The sequence below is a fragment of the Mycolicibacterium boenickei genome, from assembly GCF_010731295.1.
GTDB classification, from domain to species: domain Bacteria; phylum Actinomycetota; class Actinomycetes; order Mycobacteriales; family Mycobacteriaceae; genus Mycobacterium; species Mycobacterium boenickei.
This window is the reverse complement of the sequence record NZ_AP022579.1, coordinates 21,442-41,374: the sequence shown is the minus strand read 5'-3', so window position 1 is coordinate 41,374 and position 19,933 is coordinate 21,442. Positions and strand designations below refer to the sequence as shown.

The 19,933-nt window shown below is 65.7% G+C and carries 19 protein-coding genes and 2 pseudogenes; 10 read left to right on the top strand and 11 right to left on the bottom strand.

The features are described 5' to 3' along the window. Positions 1 to 61: 61 nt before the first annotated feature. From G6N57_RS00200 to G6N57_RS00190, 3 genes are read left to right on the top strand one after another with little or no spacing between them, the layout of a single operon-like run. Entirely contained in the window at positions 62 to 607 is a 546-nt protein-coding gene (locus tag G6N57_RS00200; protein ID WP_174814437.1) for an Ltp family lipoprotein, read from the top strand. Between the two features lie 12 nt (positions 608 to 619). Then, entirely contained in the window at positions 620 to 1,420 is an 801-nt protein-coding gene (locus G6N57_RS00195) for a hypothetical protein (protein WP_077742334.1), read from the top strand. A gap of 17 nt (positions 1,421 to 1,437) precedes the next feature. Beyond that, on the top strand, positions 1,438 to 1,944 hold the full coding sequence (locus G6N57_RS00190; protein ID WP_077742333.1) for an O-acetyl-ADP-ribose deacetylase: 507 nt from the start codon (positions 1,438 to 1,440) through the stop codon (positions 1,942 to 1,944). 11 nt (positions 1,945 to 1,955) lie between these two features. Here the strand turns inward: G6N57_RS00190 and G6N57_RS00185 are convergent, their stop codons facing one another. From G6N57_RS00185 to G6N57_RS00155, 7 genes are all read right to left on the bottom strand, one after another. Continuing rightward, complete coding sequence (locus G6N57_RS00185) at positions 1,956 to 2,450, bottom strand: hypothetical protein (protein WP_163646567.1); 495 nt, start codon at positions 2,448 to 2,450, stop codon at positions 1,956 to 1,958. Between the two features lie 64 nt (positions 2,451 to 2,514). Next, the gene (locus G6N57_RS00180; protein WP_097926235.1) at positions 2,515 to 3,603 is read right to left on the bottom strand and encodes an AAA family ATPase; all 1,089 of its coding nucleotides are present in this window, start codon (positions 3,601 to 3,603) and stop codon (positions 2,515 to 2,517) included. Further along, complete coding sequence (gene pnuC, locus G6N57_RS00175; RefSeq protein ID WP_197908780.1) at positions 3,600 to 4,292, bottom strand: nicotinamide riboside transporter PnuC; 693 nt, start codon at positions 4,290 to 4,292, stop codon at positions 3,600 to 3,602. The genes G6N57_RS00180 and pnuC overlap by 4 nt, the downstream gene beginning before the upstream one ends. Before the next feature lie 9 nt (positions 4,293 to 4,301). Next, positions 4,302 to 5,000 carry an endonuclease/exonuclease/phosphatase family protein gene (locus tag G6N57_RS00170; RefSeq protein WP_077742330.1) on the bottom strand — a complete coding sequence of 233 codons (699 nt, stop codon included), beginning with the start codon at positions 4,998 to 5,000 and terminating at the stop codon, positions 4,302 to 4,304. 158 nt (positions 5,001 to 5,158) lie between these two features. Then, a complete protein-coding gene (locus G6N57_RS00165; RefSeq protein WP_133118353.1) occupies positions 5,159 to 5,800 on the bottom strand; it encodes a DUF6308 family protein in 642 nt (213 codons plus the stop codon). Continuing rightward, on the bottom strand, positions 5,797 to 6,249 hold the full coding sequence (locus tag G6N57_RS00160; protein WP_197908778.1) for a hypothetical protein: 453 nt from the start codon (positions 6,247 to 6,249) through the stop codon (positions 5,797 to 5,799). Before G6N57_RS00160 ends, G6N57_RS00165 begins: the two co-directional genes overlap by 4 nt. 117 nt (positions 6,250 to 6,366) lie before the next feature. Next, positions 6,367 to 8,340: an OPT family oligopeptide transporter gene (locus tag G6N57_RS00155; protein ID WP_077742329.1), complete on the bottom strand. Its 1,974-nt coding sequence runs from the start codon at positions 8,338 to 8,340 to the stop codon at positions 6,367 to 6,369. Positions 8,341 to 8,589: 249 nt separating this feature from the next. Here G6N57_RS00155 and G6N57_RS00150 point away from each other — a divergent pair, with 249 nt between their 5' ends. From G6N57_RS00150 to G6N57_RS00120, 7 genes are all read left to right on the top strand, one after another. Continuing rightward, positions 8,590 to 9,549, top strand: a complete 960-nt coding sequence (locus G6N57_RS00150; protein WP_407666003.1) for a mechanosensitive ion channel family protein — start codon at positions 8,590 to 8,592, stop codon at positions 9,547 to 9,549. Positions 9,550 to 9,629: 80 nt separating this feature from the next. Next, entirely contained in the window at positions 9,630 to 12,044 is a 2,415-nt protein-coding gene (locus G6N57_RS00145) for an AAA family ATPase (RefSeq protein WP_077742327.1), read from the top strand. Further along, on the top strand, positions 12,041 to 12,388 hold the full coding sequence (locus G6N57_RS00140) for a hypothetical protein (RefSeq protein WP_077742326.1): 348 nt from the start codon (positions 12,041 to 12,043) through the stop codon (positions 12,386 to 12,388). Before G6N57_RS00145 ends, G6N57_RS00140 begins: the two co-directional genes overlap by 4 nt. A 61-nt stretch (positions 12,389 to 12,449) precedes the next feature. Beyond that, entirely contained in the window at positions 12,450 to 12,854 is a 405-nt protein-coding gene (locus tag G6N57_RS00135) for a hypothetical protein (protein WP_077742325.1), read from the top strand. Positions 12,855 to 12,971: 117 nt separating this feature from the next. Next, positions 12,972 to 15,281 (top strand): esterase-like activity of phytase family protein, encoded by a 2,310-nt coding sequence (locus G6N57_RS00130; protein WP_077742324.1) that lies wholly within the window; start codon positions 12,972 to 12,974, stop codon positions 15,279 to 15,281. Between the two features lie 210 nt (positions 15,282 to 15,491). Beyond that, entirely contained in the window at positions 15,492 to 16,568 is a 1,077-nt protein-coding gene (gene cax, locus G6N57_RS00125; RefSeq protein ID WP_077742648.1) for a calcium/proton exchanger, read from the top strand. A 145-nt stretch (positions 16,569 to 16,713) separates the two neighbouring features. After that, on the top strand, positions 16,714 to 17,247 hold the full coding sequence (locus tag G6N57_RS00120; RefSeq protein WP_077742323.1) for an RICIN domain-containing protein: 534 nt from the start codon (positions 16,714 to 16,716) through the stop codon (positions 17,245 to 17,247). A 1-nt stretch (position 17,248) separates the two neighbouring features. Here the strand turns inward: G6N57_RS00120 and G6N57_RS00115 are convergent, their stop codons facing one another. The 4 genes and pseudogenes from G6N57_RS00115 to G6N57_RS31835 form a co-directional block, all read right to left on the bottom strand. Next, positions 17,249 to 17,617: a hypothetical protein gene (locus tag G6N57_RS00115; RefSeq protein WP_077742322.1), complete on the bottom strand. Its 369-nt coding sequence runs from the start codon at positions 17,615 to 17,617 to the stop codon at positions 17,249 to 17,251. 2 nt (positions 17,618 to 17,619) lie between these two features. Next, complete coding sequence (locus G6N57_RS00110) at positions 17,620 to 19,242, bottom strand: peptide chain release factor 3 (protein WP_077742321.1); 1,623 nt, start codon at positions 19,240 to 19,242, stop codon at positions 17,620 to 17,622. Positions 19,243 to 19,302: 60 nt separating this feature from the next. Further along, positions 19,303 to 19,685, bottom strand: a pseudogene (locus tag G6N57_RS00105) (type II toxin-antitoxin system death-on-curing family toxin). After that, positions 19,682 to 19,887: pseudogene (locus G6N57_RS31835) on the bottom strand (CopG family transcriptional regulator). The pseudogenes G6N57_RS00105 and G6N57_RS31835 overlap by 4 nt, the downstream one beginning before the upstream one ends. Between the last annotated feature and the right edge of the window lie 46 nt (positions 19,888 to 19,933).

Here is a 19,933-nt window from a genome sequence, read left to right as displayed (position 1 = left end):
CTCTGTCATTCTGTGCGGCTCGCGTGTGCGAGCACCACGAACAACGAACGGAGCACACACGATGACTACCCACTTGATCAAGACGACCGCGACGCCGGATCACGCCACGACCCGCGCCCCTGCGGAGGTTGCCCGCGTCACGGGTATGCAGTTGGCGATCGGTTGCGCCGCGCTGTGGGCGATCACTGCTGTCGCCGGGGGGCTTGATGTCGCCGCCCCGTCGGTGCAGCTGGCGAGCACCGTCACCAGCCTCGAAGCGCACGACGAACCACATGTCCGTGCGCTGTCCGGACCCATGGTCCCGTTGGGACCAGGTTCGACGGTAAGCCAGCGCAACGCGGTGCGTTCCGCCGAGCAGTACCTCGACTACAGCGCCTTCTCGCGTCAGGGGCTCATCGAGCAATTGGAATACGAGGGATTCTCAACTGCCGATGCGACTTTCGCCGTCGACACCATCACTGTCGACTGGAATGCGCAAGCCGCGAAAGCCGCCAAGGCGTACTTGGACTATTCGGCATTCTCCCGTAGCGGACTCATCGAGCAGCTCGAGTACGAGGGCTACACCCCGGCCCAGGCGGCCTACGGGGCCGCTGCCGCAGGGTTGTAGTGGAGGTGCTTCATGAGCAGAAATAAGAGCTCCTCGGGTGCCGGCGGCGCCGTGTTCTTCGTCTTCGTGCTCATCGCGTTGGTTCCGGCGCCGGTCTGGATCGCCCTCGGCGTCATCACCGTGGTCGTTCTTGTGAGCTGGGGTGCATACAAGGCGGTCGTTGTGCTGGAGCAGCGCAGTTACGAAGCGCAGGAACGGAACCGCAAGCAGCAGGTGAAGCAAGTTGCCGATGCGAAACGTCAACGCGAAGAACGGATCCGCAAGGAGAAGCAACGACGGGTCGACACGCTCGGCAAGCAGAACGCCGCGCTAGTCGAGTCGGCTCTGGACGCGGTGAAGCAGGTCGCGGCATCCGAAGCTGCCCGGGCGGGATGGCTGGGCGACGTCGACTTCAGCGCCGACCTCAAGGGGATCACCGAGAACTTCGCCAAGGCGCACGAGCTGCGGGGAGCGATCGGAAAGTTGTCGGCATTGGACAGGCCGAGCGACGACGATCGCAAGATTCTCGCGGAGGCCAAGACCACCGCGGCCAACCTGGAAACGGCCGCGATCGAACGGGTGGAGCTCATCGGGAAATGCGCCAAGGAAGCGCAACTCATCGACCAGTCCCTCCGCACTGAGCGCGAGGACGCCCGGGTCGCCGAGCAGCGCGCCGAGTTGCACGCGAAGTTGAGCGCCATGCTTTACGGCATCGAAGCCACCCCTGAAGCCACGCAGCAGGATTCGACGGTGGACGCGGTGATGGCACGCGTGCAGGCCTACCGGGAGATCAAGAACCAGATTCAACAAGCCCGTGACGGGGAGGCCGCGTAGCTGCGCATACTGGGCCCATGTCGAACATCACCGCGGTCCACGGCGACATCACGCAACAGCAGGTGGATGCGATCGTCAACGCCGCAAACAACGCCATGCGCGGAGGCGGCGGCGTCGACGGCGCGATTCACCGCAGTGGTGGACCGGCGATCCTGCGGGACTGCATCGAGCGGTTCCCCGACGGGTTGGCCACCGGCGATGCGGGGTGGACCACCGCCGGAGACATGCCTGCCCGTTGGGTGATCCACACCGTCGGGCCGAATTACCGTGCCGGACAGCGTGACCGGGCCTTGCTGACATCCTGCTATCGGCGAGCACTGGAAGTCGCCGACGAGCTCGGTGCACTGACCGTGGCATTCCCGCTCATCAGCTCGGGCATCTACGGTTGGCCACGCCTGGATGCCATCGCCGCTGCTGTCGAGACCATCGCCGGCACGGCGACCCGCGTCGAAGAAGTCAGGATCGTGGCTTTCGATGCTGCGACGTACGACGACGTGAACGAGCAGCTCTCGACGTACCAGTGACGACCGAGCAGTCAATCATGTGCGAGTGAGTCGATTCCTAGGCGAGTGGTCCGTGCGCGCTCGGCGATCTCCAGGATGCGAGGGGTAAGCCCTGGATCGGGACAAGATTCGGTGGACGGCTCGTCTGCGTCTTCGACGTCGTCATCATCGATCTCCCAGTCGATGTCGAGGATGCACAGTGTCTTGGTGTCTGCTCGAATGCACCGGATCAACCGTTGCAGGTCGCACCAGTGCTCATGCATGCACCGCGCCACCGTGCTTTCGGACACCGATCCAGCGAGAGGGATGGGCGGCGTGAGTTCGCCATCCCGATAACGAGCGAGGGTCACGTCGGTGAACCCGTATCCCGGATCGGCGTCCGGTACCTCGGTGACCACGCGCACAATGCCCACGCCCTCGATCGGGATCTCGGTGCGCTCTCGAAACCCGCCACTTGGATAGCTGAACGAGGATATCCGCGCAAGATCACGGTCCAAAACAGGGTAGATAGCTCGGTGTACCTGCATGTTTGAATTTTACCGGGCGGCACTGACATATTTTGTGGAGCTTTGCTGACGACGCAACGCGCGACTACGGCGTCCCCTCAAACCCCGGCCCCCGCAACGGCTCCCCGAACCGTGCCCGCAACTCCAGGAGCGGATCGACCGTGCGGACCGCGAGATCGATGCGTTCCTCCAAAGTTCCGGTCAACAACACCCACGAATGCCCGGCCGCGGTGAGCGCGTCGGCGAACCAACCCGTCATCGACGCGCGGATTTCCAGGTCGCCTTCCCTCATCCCGTCGTCGTGCCAGGGCACGCCCTCGTGGTCGGTCAGCAGGTACACCGCCCGGGGCGGGACGTTCGTCCAGGACCCGCCGGACGCGTCGCCGAGGTAGCGACGTTTCCAGATGGCGGTGGCGAAGGCGTCGGTGTCACAGATCAAGATGGGTGAGCCGGCGCGTGCTGCGAGTTCTTCGAGTCGGGTCTGCTCGGGACCGATGACATCGAAATCATGTGCATTCCACTGCAGTTCGGTGATGTCGACGTCGGGGTGGGCGGTGCACTTGAGCTCGGTGTGCTCGCGGCCGTACTCGGGCACACACTGCGTCGCGGCCCAGGCTCCGCCGCGCGCGGCATAGTGACGGGCCAACTGTTCGGCCACCGTCGTCGTCCCGGTCGACTCAGCGCCCACCACGACGACCCGCGTGGTCAACCTGGCCCGGGTGGCCGGGGCCAACTCGTGCCAGCGCCCGGCGAGGTCGCGTCGTACCGCGGTGCTGCTGCCGGTGCGTCCGGTCCGCACGGCAGTCGCACCGAACCACCGGGCGAGCTCGTCGACATAGTCGTCCCCGCTGAACACCGCGTCGACGTCGGATGCGGCACCGGCGGCGCGCACGCCGGCCCGCATGGCGGCGACCTGCGCCGCCCACACCCGCTGATCGGTCACGTCGACGGGTGCGTCGCAAGGGATCCCGGCGATCCGCACGTTCGCATCGCACTGATGGTCTTCGCGGAGCCAGGCCATCCGGTCGGCCAGCGGAATCGTCTCGACCGCCGCGGCCATCACCAGCACGGTGAACTGGTCGCAGCGCGCGGCGGCGGCCCGGATCGCGTCGTGATGCCCGATCCGCGGCGGATAGAACTTGCCGATCATCAGGCCGTGCCGGAACTCGGTCATCGGGCCGCGCTGTCTGCTGGCAGGGCAGTGTCGGCCGGCGTCAGCTCACGGGTCCAGGCCCTCAGCCCGGCGACACACAGGCCGAGGAACAGCAGGTACACCGCCGCGGTGAGGACCAGGCCCTGGCTGAGGTAGAGCGGGATAAAGATGCAGTCGGCGGCGATCCAGAAGTGCCAGGTCTCGATCCGCCGGGTATTGAGCAGCCACTGCGCGATCAACGACAGGCACGTCGTCACCGCGTCCAGGAACGGCGCCGCATCGTGGGCGGCGGTCAGGATGACGTACAGGACCAACGTGCCGAGCACCAAGAACACGGCGCACCAAGCCAACTCGGTCCGGCCGCTCCGCCGCACCACGGTGGTGCCGGTGTCGGCTCGGCCCTTCAGCCACTGCCACCACCCGGCGAAACCGAGAGCGAGATAGAGCACCTGCAGGCCCGAGGCCGCCCACAGGCTGGCCGAGGTGAACAGCACCAGGAAGAACGCGTTGTTGGCGATCCCGACCGGGAAGTTGAGGATGTTGCGCCGAACGGTCAACGCGACGCACAGGCCGCCGGTGACGAACCCGAGGAACTCGGCCGAGCTGACCGTGTCGGTGCCGATCGTGAAGAGCGCACCGTTGAGCGGTTCCGCCAGTCGGGCCAGCCAGTCGATCACCTGCCACAGCCTATTAGCTACGTTGCCGCTCATGGCCAGACGCTAGTCGAACAATGCGACCAGCCCCGAATGGTCCGTCTCGCCGGCCAGCCGCGGCGCATGGTCGAATTCGCAGGTGCGGACGCGCCGCGCGAACTCCGGCGTGGCATAGATGTAGTCGAGGCGGAACCCATTGTCGCCGGGGCGGCTGAACCACGAGTACTCGCGGACACCGGGATGCAGAGACCGCCACACATCGACGTATCCGGACGCGATGAAACGTCCCGGCATCTCCGGCCCGACGAACCTCGTGCCCGCCGGGTCTTTGTCGAGATCGTTGTTGCCCGTGTTGAAGTCACCGATGAGCAGGTCGACCTCACTGCGTCGAGCCCGGTCGATCAGGGCCTCCCAGTAGGGGAGCTTCGCGTCGGCCTGCGGCAGGTAGACACCGGCGACGATGGTCCCGTCGAACTCGACGCACCACAGGTGGTGCGCCGACAGATCCCGGCTGAAACGCGAGGCCCGGTCGATCGGGGTACGCGAGGCCATGAGCACAGAGTTCTGCCTCGGATCGGCGCCAGGATGCGAGGTCTCATATCCGGCGAGCTCGAGCTGCGCGATCAGGCGCAAGCCGGTGTCGTCGACCCGGAACTCGGTCACCACGAGCAGGTCGGCGTCATAGCCCACCAGCCGCGCGGTGAGTTTGTCAGCGTTCTTGCTCCCGCCGTGGCGGATGTTCAGCGTGGCGATTCGCAGCGTCATCGGGAGTGTCCTCTCGCTCGACGTGGAATCTCCAGCGAGCCGGACAGTATGAAGGAGGGCGCCGACAATCACTCGGAGTCTGATATGCGGGGTTGACGATCGGCGGGATCTATGAGGTTCGTTTCGCCCGGCGGCCTGGACGTTAGCCCAACCACACGTCAGACTGCTGCCGCTTTGGCCCGCTCCTTCTTGGCATTACGTGATTGGCTGTGGCGCATCCACACCGCGGCGTCGAGCAGGCGCAGCGTCGAGATCTCATCAGGGGCGAGATGTGGGCGGATCGCCTCAATGGACCTACGTAAGTCTGGATCAGCCAGACAGTGACGCAGCTCAGCCCAGGGTTGATCACCGAGTGCTAGTGCGCGGCGAATGACACTGTCGATCACTGGGATTAGACGTGGACGCTTGCGGGCCATGAGCTTGCTTGCACGAGTCTCTCCCACCTTGGGCAACTCATCGAGCGCGTCGTATAGCCGGAGAGCAGCTGCGAGATGCTCGTCGCTCGCCTCCCAAAGGTCTACATCGGCGGGCACAGCATCGAGAAGGGCGCTGAATCGGTCTCCATCAGTGTCGAGCAGTTTCCGCACAGCATTCGGCGGCAACACCACATCGAGCAACGTAACAGCGAGTAGGTCCGTGGCCGTGAATCGATCCGAGGGGTTATCCGGCAGTGTGTCGAAGGAGCTCGCAGCGAATGGTCCAGCAGGGCTGAAGAACTCGGCTGCGAGGCGGTCTGCTGGAGGAGAAAGATTGTCGAGGATGCGTGCCCGTAAGGTCGCGGACGAATCAATTTCCGTCATGCTTGTTGCCGTCGGCGAGGCGGCCGTGCGTACCGATTGTGGACTGCGTCGACTTGGGCCGACCAGAAGATGAGTTTGTCGTCGGAACTGGCGGTGTTCGGCAGCAGCCCCAGTTGGATAGCCAGCCGATAGAACCCGGGGCCTGCGTCATTTCGGTCCAAGTAGGCGACAATCGCAGACAGCATCAGCTTCGTTTCTCCGATTGTTCGGTGGACCGCGTGGCCGAGAATCGCACCGACTGCGTTGCGGTCGCTTTCGATCGCGAAGTCGAACGGATTGTGGCCGCGGCGAGCTAACGCAGAATTCAGCTCGCTGTAGCTGACGATGCGCCGAAGCCGGGCTTGGTCGCACAGAAACGTAATGGCATCGTCAACCATTGCGTCCCACTCGTCGTCGCTTCGTCCGAACATGCTGCGATCAGCCCCCTGCCTCGCCGCAACATCACTCATCCGTTGGATGGCGGTTCGGCAAATCCGGAAATTGCGCTCACACTACCTGCCAGAACGTGTCGTACGGCGGGATTCGCGACACGTGGAGTCGAAGGCCCTCTGGGATCTCGGACCTGCTTACTTCTTCACTACCTCACGCCCCGAAATCTTCCGCGTCCGCTGGTACAACCACCAGAGCACGGCCGCGAACCCGATGATCCCGAGAACCTCAGCGAAAGTCCCGTCATTGCCGGTGAAGATCGCGAACGGATCGTCGCTTCCGGTCCCGGCGACGAACCCGGCGAAGACCACGCCGTAGAGGCTTTCGCCGACGATCATGCCGGTGGCCAGCAGCACTCCCAGCCGCTTCTTACGCTCGACGTTGCCTCCGGTGCGGTCGGCCCACTTGTTGTAGAAGAAGCCCAGCAGTGAGCCGAGCGGGATGATCAGAGTCAGGCTCATCGGCAGGTACATGCCCATCCCGACGGCCAGCGGCGGCAGGCTGAATCGCGAAGTACGCGTGAGGATCTCGTCGACGACGACGATCACCACCCCGATCGCCGCACCCAGCCCGATCAGCGACCAGTCCAGGGATCCACCGAACACGCCCTTGGCCAGTGAGGAGATCAGGGCGGCCTGCGGTGCGGCCAGGGCGTGATCGGTGGCGCCCGGTGCACCGAGGAACCCGAAAGCGCGTTGCATCAGGTCGAGCACCGGCGGGATGATCGCCGAACCGAACAACACACCAATCACCAACGCCACCTGCTGTTTCCACGGGGTGGCCCCGACCAGTTGGCCGGTCTTGAGGTCTTGCAAGTTGTCGTTGGAGATGGTGGCCACCCCGAAGGTGATGGCCGCGACGAACAGCGTGAACGCCACCAGCGCGAGCGACCCGTCGTCGGACGTCGGGCCGTACACCAGCTTGATCAGCAGCGCGGCGATGAGCACGGTGAGGATCCCGACGCCGGAGATCGGGCTGTTCGACGAGCCGATCAGGCCCGCCATGTAGCCGCACACCGCGGCGATCATCAGACCGATGACAAAAATGAACACCACGCTCGCCACGATGATCCCGGTCGAGCTGCCGTGCAGCACTGTGGCATGACTGAAATCCCACAGCAGCACGGCAATTGGGATCAGCATCGCCACTACGATGCCCACCACGATGGGGAACGGGATGTCGCGCTGGGTGATGTCGACCAGCTGGCCCTGCCGGCGGTCGCGGGCCGAGGCCAGGGCCTCGGTGATGCCCTTGATGATCGGGCGCAGGATCTTCAGCAGCGTCCAGATCGCACCCACCGCGATGGCCCCGGCCCCGATGAACCGCACTTCGTGGGTGAACACCCCGTCGATGACGTCGGCGACGGACTCGCCGGTCCCGAACGTCCCGATGGTGCGGATCGGCAGCAGCACCCCGAAAGAGATGACCAGTCCGACGAGCATCGCGATGCCGACGGTCATCCCGATCAGATGCCCCACACCGACCAACGCCAGCGACAGGCTGGCGCCGAACATCGAGCCGCCCGCGCCGACCCGGAAATAGGCCGCCACGTAATTGGCCAGCACCTTGAGATTGGCCAGCAGTGCGAACCCGGCCGACACCAGCGAGCCGAACGCGATCACCCGGATTCCGACGCGGTTCTCCTCGACACCGCCGCTGCTGTCACCGACCTTGAGCACCTCGGCCGCGGCCACCCCCTCGGGATAGGGGAGATCCGACCCGGTCACCAGGGCCCGGCGCAGCGGGATGGAGTACATCACGCCGAGGATGCCGCCGACCGCGCACACCGCCACCGTGATCCAGTACGGGAACCCGGTCCACCAGCCGATCATGATCAGGCCGGGCAGCACGAAGATGATCGCCGAGAGCGTGCCCGCCGCCGAGGCGATGGTCTGCACGATGTTGTTCTCCACGATGGAGTGGTTCGCGAAGTTGCGCAGAAGCGCCATCGAGATCACCGCGGCCGGGATCGCCGTGGCGAACGTCAGCCCGACCTTGAGGCCGAGATAGACGTTGGCGGCAGTGAACACCAGCGTGATCGCCCCGCCGAGCAAGATCCCGCGCAGGGTCAGTTCGCGCAGTGTGGGCGTGGTGGGTTCTGCGACGGCCAACTCGGCATCCTCTCGGTTTGCAGTTGCTGCCTAACCGTAAGCGCTGGGTCACGCTGTCGCGGGGTGATCGGCGCAGCGGCCCGGTGGGACCGTGACCCACTGGGTTGATTTGTCGAAGCGTGATGTGAGTCGCAAATTCGATTTGTGCGAATTCGCCCTCTACTGAGGCGAATTGTCGGCCATCAAACATGAGTCGCTCCACGCATTCGACGCGGCCGTCAGTTCTGTCGTACGGTCGAAAACGTGGAGATGTACAACCAAGCTTTCGAATGGACAGATACCAATCGACATTGGCTGATCGAGGTTCCCATTCGGGTTGTCGCCTACATCGTTGTCGCGTTAATCATTCGATTTTTGCTGCATCGCATGATCGACCGTGCGACCACCGGCCGGACCAAGAAGTCCCGTAGCGGAGAGATCGAGGGGCAAGCCAGGAAACCTCCGCTGCTGCGTTATCTGCGGGATCGGGCCTCGGCGACGACCAATGGCATCCGAGCGGCCGAGCGCCGCCAGCAGCGGGCGCAGACCATCGGGTCGGTCCTGAAATCAACCGTATCCATCGTGCTGTTGGTGTGGGTGGTGCTGGCGATACTGAGCGTGCTCGGGGTGAACATCGCGCCGTTCATCGCCTCAGCCGGTGTGGTCGGCCTCGCGATCGGCTTCGGTGCCCAGAACCTGGTGCGCGATTTCGTCAGCGGCGTGTTCATGCTGCTGGAGGACCAGTACGGCGTCGGCGACAATGTCGACCTCGGGGAGGTGTCCGGGGAGGTGCAGAGCGTCGGGCTGCGGATCACCACGGTCCGCGATATCGACGGCACGCTCTGGTATGTCCGCAACGGTGAGATCGCCCGCGTCGGCAACATGAGCCAGGACTACGCGGTCGCCCGCGTCGAGGTGCCGGTCGCGCTGACCGCGGACGTGGACCGTGCCGAGCAGGTGGCGGTGGAAGCCGCCCACGACGTGATCGCCGACCCGTCGATGTCCGGCAAGGTCATCGGCGAACCCGAGATGCTCGGTGTGCAGTCGTTGTCGGCCGACCAGCTCACGCTGCGGATGACGCTGAAGACCCGGCCGAACGCGCAGTGGTCGGTGCAGCGCAAGCTGCGTCGGGAGATTCTGCGTGCCTACGACGAGAACGGGATCAACCTGCCCTACCCGCAGGGCCGCATCCACGCCGTCGTCGGCGGGCCGGAGACCAACGGCTCGTAATCGCCCAGGTTGCGAGAATCTGGAAGCGCCCAACTGACGGTCTCGACAAATTTGTCGGGCGCAGGCTGTTAAATCGTTGCATGCCGCAAGAGGGTGGAGCCGACACCGCCGCTGTCGAACAGTCCGTTCACGACGTGATCTTGGAGCTGCTCGGCAACGACAACGCGTTGTCCAACACAGCTAAAGACGTGGTGCTCAACGCGCTGGCCGAGGTGTCCGGCGGGGCCGGGGAGGCGACGCAAACCGGGCCAGCTGCAACCTATCTCAGCTCGATTTCGGTCTCCGGATTCCGGGGTGTCGGCCCGTCCGCGCGGCTCGACCTCTACCCGGCGCCGGGCCTGATGGTGGTCAGCGGGCGCAACGGCTCTGGAAAATCCAGCTTCGCCGAGGCGCTCGAGCTCACCCTGACCGGTACCAGCTACCGCTGGTACAACAAGAAGGAAAGCCTGTGGTCGGAGGCCTGGCAGAACCTCCACCATCCGGATCCGTGCGAGATCGAAGTCGGGTTCACCCGCGAGGCAGCCGACCCGTTCACCGTCGGGGTGCGCTGGGCCCAGGGCGCGAAGCTCGACGACTGCACGACGTGGACGAAGACGGGCAACGGGAAACGGGTCGACGGCACCGACGCCCTCGGGTGGTCCCGCGCCCTGGAACTGCACCGTCCGCTGCTGTCATATGAAGAGCTCGGCCGGCTGTTCGACGGCGGCCCGTCCGCGCTGTACGACGCGTTGGCCAAGCTGCTCGGCCTGGACGCGCTCGCCGACACCGAGAAGGTCCTCACCGCACGCCACAAGACGATCAAGACCGCCAGCGACGCGGCCGACACAGAACGCCGGCGCGTGCAGAACGCACTCGCCGGCCACGCTGACGAGCGTGCCGAGCGCGCGGCCAAGCTCCTGCGTAAACGCGTTGTGCCCCTTGACGATGTCCGGGCACTGGCGACCGGGGCAGGGGAGGCGCAGTCTGACGTCGCACCCGCACTACGCGTCCTGGCCCAGCTGGAGACGCCGAACATCGACACCGTCGAAGAGGCGACCCGACAACTGCGAGCCGCCGCGCAGGCGGTTGCCGACACCGCGAACGCCGCGATCGACCTCACCAGTCAACGCATCGACCTGTTGCGCACCGCGCTGCGGTTCCACGACCAGGGCGGTGACACCGATTGCCCCGTGTGTGCACAGGGCCGCCTCGACGCCGACTGGGCGACCGCCGCACAAGACACCATCGCCAGCAGCGAGGAGTTGCTCGACGAATACCGTGCCACGGCACAGCAACTGAAAATCGCACGGGCAACGCTGACCACGCTGATCCAGGAGCTCGCCACGGTGCCCGAGGTGCCTGGCATCGACCTCCCAGGACTGTCGACCTACAACGACGCCGTCGGCGCCGCGAAGAAAGCCCCCGTGGGCGACGATGCCCTCGCAACACACGCGGAGTCGACGCTGACCGAGGTGATCGCGGCCGCCGAATCCCTGCGGACACAGGCGTCCCACGAACTCGAGCGGCGCGAAAGCGCATGGGCACCGGTGGCCGCGCAACTGGGCGGCTGGGTCGGTCTCGAGGAACAGGCCCGCAAGGTGGACGACGAGCTCAACGCCGTCGCGGCGGCCAAGAAGTGGGTTACCGAGCACGCCGCCGCCTTCCGCAATACGCGGCTCAAACCCATTGCCGCACAAGCCCGCGACATCTGGCATCAACTCCGTCAGGAAAGCAACGTCGACCTCGTCGAGATCTCGCTGGAGGGAACCGCGACCCGGCGGAAGGTGGTCCTGGAAGGGGCTGTCGACGGCAAGCCGACCAAGGCGCTATCGGTGATGAGCCAGGGTGAGCTGCATGCACTGGCCCTAGCGTTGTTCCTGCCGCGGGCAACCTCGGCGAAGAGCCCCTTCCGGTTCGTCGTCCTCGACGACCCGATTCAGGCCATGGACCCCTCCAAGATCGACGGATTCGTCCAGGTGCTGTGCGAGATCGCCAAGACGCACCAGGTGATCGTCTTCTCCCACGACGACCGGCTGGCTTCGGTTATCCGGGAAACCGGGGTCGATGCCAGGCTCATCGAAGTGGTCCGCGAAGCCGGTTCGCGAGTCACCGTGCGCGACAACGTCAATCCCGCGCTGCGTCAGGTCGCCGACATATTCGCGTTGATCAAGGACACCAAGATGCCCGACGACATCAAACGGCGCGCCGCTCCGGCGCTGTTCCGGATGGCACTGGAGTCGGCTGCCAAGCAGGCCTTCTATGCCAAGCAGGCGCGGGCCGGGCAGGCCATCGCGGAATCCGAAGAGAAATGGTTGTCGGCCAAGAAGACGTCGAGCCGCCTTGCTCTGGCGGTGCACGGGGACCCGCAGACCGATTTGACACCGTGGCTCAGGCCCGAACGCAAACAGGCGCTGCGGATCTGCAATGCCGGCGCACACGGGGACGCGGGGCCGGTCTCCATTCGCGACGCGCGGGATCTGGAGCAGACGGTCCACGCAGTGCTGGCGATGCGATGACTGCGCTGGATCTGCTCGGCCAGGCCCAGCGCGTCCTGCGGGCGCCCGGCTCAGCCGAGGGACTGTCATCCCGGGTAGCGGCATTCCTGGCCCGGCAGGCGCTGGAGGAGATCATCGAACAGCGTTGCCGAGCGCTCGACGCCGACGCTCCCCGGGCGAACTCGCGTAGCAAGTTGGTAGTGCTCAAATCTCTCGACACCGCGGAGGCCGCCGACCGTGCGGCGCTGGCATGGAACCGGCTCAGCGTCGCCTGTCACGTGCACGCCTTCGAGATGCAGCTGTCCACCGCCGAGGTCGAGTACCTGTGCGGGGTGGTCGCGTCGCTGATTCCGGTCGCTGGGTGAGAACCCATCTGACATGCACATTCAGGCCTCGACCGTCGTGCGAAAGAACTAAACTCCGCACATGACTCGGGCCAGATTGGTGCTGTTGTCAGGGGCCGTGATCGGGGGTTTCGTGGGCGCCGCGATACCCGCCCACGCCGAACCGGCGCCTCCATGTTCCTTCGCGTTGTCGCCGCCCGCCGTCGTCCACGTCGACGGCGCCGACATGGTCAGCGTGACCGTCTCCCCGGATGCATGCGGAGGGCCGGCCGACCCCCGCTTCAGCGTGGCGTGTGTCCAACGCCAGGACAACGCTTCACCCGTGCAATGCAATCAGGGCCGGGGAGCCCAGCCGGCGCAGGTGCTGACGCCGTTCCGGCCCGGTGCGACGTATGTGGCCACCGGCCGGGCCTGCGGCGGGTGGATGGGCATCGCGGAGATCGCCCCGCAGTGCCAGGTGCTCGGACCGATCTCCGCGCCGCTGTAAGCCGCCCTAAGCGGCTGGAAAGCTCGTTGCCGTTCGTTCACCTGCGAACTCCCTGTCAGTCACCTGTACGAGGCAAGCTCGTGCGTTCGACGTCGGCAGAACTGAAGAGGGTGACGGATGAGAACGGCACGGGCCGCAGCGGTGACCACCGTGGCAGCGCTGATCCTGGCGGGATGCTCCACCGAGGACAAGCAGTCAGAACAGAGCACCCCGAAGGCGACCTCACCGATCGACTGGAATCTTCCAGCCCAAGACCGCTACCACCGCACCGCCACCTACCCGGTGTACCTCAACAAACCGGCACAGGACCCGGTCGACAAGGAGACCGTCGCCGAGATCTCCACGGTCACCCCCGACGGCAACACAGTCATCTACACCGACGCCGCCGCCAAGCGCATCGGCTTCCTCGACATCACCGACCCCGCCAAACCCATTGGCAAAGGCACACTTTCCCTCACTGAGCTGGGCCACAAGGACGACCAGCCGACATCGGTGGCGGCGGTGAACGACCACGTCCTCGTCGTCGTCGACACCACCGGCGGCGACTTCGCGCACCCGTCCGGACGCGTCGACATCGTCCGGATCAGTGACCGCACCCGGGTGCACAGCATCGACCTGGGCGGTCAGCCCGACTCGATCGCCATCAGCCCCGACGGCTCCTTCGCCGCGATCGCCATGGAGAACCAGCGCAACGAGGAATTCGCCCCGCCCGGCAAGGAGGAAGGCGATCTCCCGCAGCCGCCAACCGGATTCGTGCAACTGATCGACCTCAAGGGCGCACCGGACACCTGGACACCCCGCAAGGTGGACTTCGATGTCGACGACGCGCGACAAGCCGGCCTGGACACCCCCGAAGACCTCGAACCCGAATACGTCAGCATCAACTCCCGCGGCCAGGTCGCCGTGACCCTGCAGGAGAACAACGGCATCGCCGTCATCGACGGCCGCACCGGCACGGTCACCAAGATCTTCAGCGCGGGAAGCCAATCCGTGACAGGCATCGACACCAAGGAAGATGCCGCGATCGACCAGACCGGCTCGATCAAGGACACCCCGCGCGAACCCGACGCCATCGGCTGGATCGGTGACGACTACTTCGCCACCGCCAACGAAGGCGACTGGAAGGGCGGCACCCGCGGCTGGACGATCTTCAACGCCGACACCGGCAAGGTCGTGTGGGACGCCGGCAACTCCTTCGAACAGTTCGCGGTGCGCACCGGGCTGCACATCGAAGGCCGGGCCGAGGCGAAAGGCCCTGAGCCGGAAGGCCTGGCCATCACCACGATCGGCGGTCGGCCCGTCGCGCTGATCGCCTCGGAGCGCAGCAACTTCGTCGCGGTCTACGACGTCAGTGAACCGGCCGCCCCGAGGTTCCGGCAGATCCTGCCGACCACGCCCGGTCCCGAAGGGGTTCTGCCGATCCCGTCGCGCAACCTGCTGGCGATCTCCTCGGAAGCCGACGATGCCGAGGCCAAGGTGAGAGCCTCGGTCAACCTCTACGGCTACGGCGAATCCTTCGCCACCGCAGGCAAACCGGACTTCCCGTCCATCGTCTCCGGCGATGTCGACGGCGCACCGATCGGCTGGGGAGCGCTCGGCGCGCTGTCGGCAGACCCGCGCGACGGCAACCGGCTGTACACCGCCACCGACATCGCCTACGGCCCGGCCCGCATCCTCGGCATCGACGTGGCGCAGAAGCCGGCCCTGATCGACACTGCACTGCCCGTCACCGAAGACGGCAAGCCCGTCACCCTCGACACCGAGGGCGTCTCGGCCCGGCCTGAGGGTGGATTCGTGCTGGCGGTGGAGGGCGAAGACGGCGCCGGTAACCAGATTGTCTATGTCGCCGCCGACGGCAGGATCGAGAAGCGCGTCCCGCTGCCCAAAGACATTGCGGCACAGCTCGGCAGCAACGGTCTTGAAGGCGTTGCCGTTGACCAGAATTCCGTCTGGGTTGCCCTGCAGCGCGAGCTCAAATCCGACCCGAAGGGCGTCGTCCGCATCGGGCGCTACACACCCGACGGCGACACGTGGGAATGGTTCGGCTACCAGCTCGACTCCACGAGCACCAAGGACGACTGGATCGGCATCTCCGAAATCTCCGTCCACAACGGTGAATTGCTGATCCTCGAACGCGACAAGCTCAACGGACCGGACGCGCGTCTGAAAGCGCTGTACCGGGTCGCGATCCCCGAGGGCGCCGGACAATCCGACGCCACACCGCAAGTCCTGCCGAAGAGGTTGGCCCGCAACCTGGTGCCGGATCTGCAGGCCACCAACGGCTATGTGCAGGAGAAGGTCGAAGGCGTCGCGATCGCCGGAAACCAGAACCTGTATGTGGTCACCGACAACGACGGGCTCGACGACGCCAACGGCGAAACGGTGTTCCTCGACCTCGGACCGGCTGCCGAGGCCCTCAAGGGGTAGCGCCCCGACTCGCGGGGCTAATGGTGCAGGGTGGTGTGGGGCTGTGTCGAGAGTGCAGCATATCCCGGCGAAATGTCGAAATCGTCTGGAAAGGTTGCACTCTCGTCACAGTGGCTGGAGGGGGATAGCACCTCCGCGATCGATTCCCCCCAAAGGCGTCGATCTGAGTTTCAACCTCAACCTGTAGGTCCACGTGTCATGATGGCGCCCATGAGGACGGCGTTCATCCGCTCCGACAAGCTGCTGATCTTCGGTGGCCTGGCCATTTGCGTCGTGGCCGGGTTGTCTCACTACGGCGGCTGGCCACATTTGGTCGGCTTCGTCGTCAGTGCGCTGGCAGTCACCGTGTTGGCGTCCCTGGTCGGCCTGGCCGTCGACCAGCTCGGAGACCGGTTCGGTCCCGGCGCAACCGGAGTGCTGCAGTCGGCACTCGGCAATCTGCCGGAGCTGTTCATCTGCATCTTCGCGCTCAAGGCCGGGTTGGTCGACGTGGTGCGCGCGGCGTTGATCGGCTCCATCCTGGCCAACCTGCTGTTGGTGCTGGGCCTGGCGTTCCTCGTGGGCGGACTGAAACACGGCCCGCAGAAGCTCGGCTCGGCGCAGGTGCGGACCATCCTCGTGCTCATGGTGCTGTCGGTGACCGCCATGGCGATTCCGTCGATCGCCCACGAGGTGCACGCCCCCGCCTCCGAACACGAAGTGTCGTTCTCGATGATCGTGTCGGTCGTCCTGCTGGTGCTGTTCGGGTTGTCACTGCCGTACTCGCTGAGCCGGGACAAGGACAAGACCAGTGAGCCTGCGCCGCAACCGGATAAGGAGCCGCAGCGGTGGCCGGTCGGATTGGCGATCGGCATGCTGGCCATCGCAGGCGGGGCGGCGGCGTTCGTCTCCGACTGGTTTGTCGCCGCGCTGGAACCGGCGATGGATTCGCTGCACATTTCGCAGGCGTTCGCCGGCTTGGTGATCGTGGCGATCGCTGGCAACGCGGTGGAGAACGTCGTCGGTGTGCAGCTGGCCGCCAAAAACCAGTCGGAGTACGCCTTCTCGATCATCCTGAACAGCCCGATCCAGATCGCCCTGGTGCTGGCGCCGGTGCTGGTGCTGGTGAGTCAGATCTTCGGGCTCGCGTCGCTGACCCTGGTGTTCGGGCCGATGCTGATCGTCGCGCTGCTGGTCGCCGTCATCCTGGCCGCGATCATCGCCTTCGACGGGGAATCCACCTGGTTGGAAGGCGCGGCGCTGATCGCGTTGTACTGCATCATCGCTGCCTCGTTCTGGTGGGGCTGACCCGTTGCCTGCCCGCGATTGAGGTAGTCGGTTACTCGTGTGCCCGCACGGTTGTGCTCGTCAATCTGAATGGGCGCGGACGGATTCACACACCGTAGGTGTGCAGCCGAACGCGTCCGACAACGAGTCAACAGGGGGTACTGCCATGGAAACTTCATCTGGCCGGCGGGCATTCGCCGGCGCGGTGCTGACGGGCGTGTGTGCGGTCGGCGTGATGTTCGCGCCGCCGGCGCAGGCCGCGTCGCCGAAAGCCAAGCTCGTCAACACCCAAACCGGTCTGTGTCTGACGATCGCCGGTGGGGAGAGCACCGACAACAACGTTCACGCGCTGCAGTTCACGTGCGACTCCCACCCGTCGCGCCAGTGGTTCCTGGACGACATGGGCAACGGCACCGTGCAGATCAGAAACGTGCAAACCAACAAGTGCCTGACCATCGCCGGCGGGGTGAGCCGGGAGAACAACGTTCCCGCACTGCAGTTCACCTGTGACGATCACCCGTCGCGCACCTGGGTGCTGGACGACCAGGGCGACGGGACCACTCAGATCCGCAACGTCCAAACCCAGAAGTGCGTGACGATCGCCGGCGGGGTAAGCCACGAAAACAACGTCGAGGCCGTGCAATTCGATTGCGATGACCACCCGTCGCGGACCTGGCGGCTCGTCTTCCAGGGCGGGTGACTCAGACGGCGAACGCCAGCCAGTAGCCGATCGGGATCATCGCGAAATACCCGAGCATTCCGACGGGGATCCCGATCAGCGGTGTCCATTTGCGCCATTCGGCCACCGCGGCGCCCACGACGGCCAGGACGGTGCCGGCCACCAGGCACATCCACGGAATCCACACGAGGACGTTCTGGCCCTTCGCGGACAGTTGGCACACCTTGTCGGTGACGCCTTCGTGACAGGGGTCGGTCGCCATGGCCAGCGGCAGCATCAACACGACGGCCGCCAGGAACCCCAAAACACCCATGACGCTGAGCAACCCGGCGAACCACACCCAGTGCTTGCCGTAATTGCGCTCGGCGGCAGGGGGTTCCGGGGTGGTCATCGTCAGCCTTCGGCTGCCACCAACGACCCGAGCTTGATGTCGGGGTTGTCGCGCTGGAAACCCTCCAGCCGCCAAGGGGTGGAGAACAGCACCAGCATCACGCCGTCGCTGCGGGTCAGCACTTCGGCCGAGACCTGACGATTCACGTACTCGGCGTCCTCGGGGCGAACGACGCGCGCGACCTGATAGGGCAGGGACTCCAGGGCGATCGGCGCGCTGAGTTCGGTGGCCATCCGGTGGGCGGCCACCTCGAACTGCATCGGCCCGACGGCGGCGAACACCGGCGCCTGGTCGCCGCGCTTGTCCGAGCGCAGCACCTGCACGACGCCTTCCTGCTCCAGCTGCTCGATCCCCTTGCGGAACTGCTTGTGCTTGCTGGGGTCGGTGCCGCGGGCCACCGCGAAGTGCTCGGGGGAGAAGCTCGGGATCGGCGGGTACACCACGGGGATGTCGCGGTACAGCGTGTCACCGGGGCGCAGGGCCGCGGCGTTGGCCAACCCGATCACGTCGCCGGGCCAGGCGTCGTCGAGCGTCGAGCGCTGCTGACCGAACACCGACTGCGCGTACTTGGTGACGAACGGCTTGCCGGTGGCGGCGTGGGTGAGCACGTCGCCGCGCTCGAACGTGCCCGAGACCACCCGGGCGTACGCGATGCGGTCGCGGTGCGACGAGTCCATGCCGGCCTGCACCTTGAACACGAACGCGCTGAACGGGGAGTCGACCGCCCGCCGCACACCGTCGACATCGAGCGATCCGCTGGGCGCCGGGGCCAGCTCGACCAGGACGTCGAGCAGCTGGTTGACGCCGAAGTTCAGCGCGGCCGAGGTGAACAGCACCGGCGAGGACTCACCGGACAGGAACGTCTCCCGGTCGTAGTCGGACCCGTCGGCGCTCAGCAGCTCGGACTCCTCCACGGCGGTATCCCAGTCGTCCCCGGCCGCGGCGTGCGCGTCAGCGGCGGCGATGTGTTCCTCGGGGGCCGCGGTGGCGCCGCCCGCGGTGCGGGTGAACCGGATGAACTTCTCGGCGCGACGGTCCATCACGCCCTTGAAATCCCCGGCGATACCCACCGGCCAGGTCAGGGGCGTGGTGCGCAGCCCGATCCGCTCGTGGATCTCGTCCATCAACTCCAGCGCATGCCGGCCCGGGCGGTCCCACTTGTTGATCACCGTGATGATCGGGATTCCCCGGTGCTTACACACCTGGAACAGCTTGAGGGTCTGCGGCTCAAGACCTTTCGCGGCGTCGATCAGCATGACCGCGCAGTCCACCGCGGTCAGCACCCGGTAGGTGTCCTCGGAGAAGTCGGCGTGGCCGGGGGTGTCGAGCAGGTTGATGACGCAGTCGCGGTAGGGGAACTGCAGCGCGGTCGAGGTGATCGAGATGCCGCGGGCCTTCTCCATCTCCATCCAGTCCGACACGGTCGAGCGCCGGCCCGCCTTGCCGTGGATCGCGCCGGCCTCGGTGATCACCCGGGCGTGCAGCGCGAGCGCCTCGGTCAGCGTCGACTTACCGGCGTCGGGGTGGCTGATGACGGCGAAGGTGCGGCGACGGGCCGCCTCGGCTGCGATCTTGGCAGCTTGGGCGGAGGTGGTGGCAGGCGAGGCGAGGGCGTTGTCGGTCATGTCGATAAGCGATGGTATGGCGGTTGAGGCGCAAACCAGTAATTGAGCTCGCGGTGCCCGCTATTCGGACGAGCCGCTCCATGCGCGAAGCTGCGCGGCGATCTCGTCCAGGTCAGCCTCTGCGCCCGTGGCGACTCGGATCACGAAGTCGAAGCGATCGTCCTCAGGTGCCGTGATCCATTGGCCGTTGAGGCCGAGGAATGTCAGGCAGGCTGTCCATGCCAGCCGCTTGTTGCCATCGACCAGTGCGTAGTTGCGGGCCAGCGAATGCAACAGTGCGGCGGCCTTGAGGTGCAGCTCGGGGTAGGCGTCTTCACCGAAGACTGATGCGCGCGGCCGGGCGAGCGCCGATTCGAGCAGCCCGTAGTCCCCGACCTTGACGTCTTCTCCTACTGCGTGACGGGCAATCCGAGGAGGTCGTCGAGATCCAGGTATTCGATCATGCGTCCTTGAGGCGCTCCAGAACCCGGCTTCCTCGGCGACGACGCGTTGCAGCGCCGACTGAACCTTGGACTTGTGCGCTCGACGGGCGATGTACTCATCGATAGCGGACAGCGCGACAGCCTGCATTGACCGCCCTTCGGCAGCGGCCTGCCGACGCAGCGCCTCGGTCTGTTCGTCACTCGTCCGCAGAGTCATACCCATGACCCGATGATACCGGTTTGATACCACCACAGAGGTGGTCAACAGT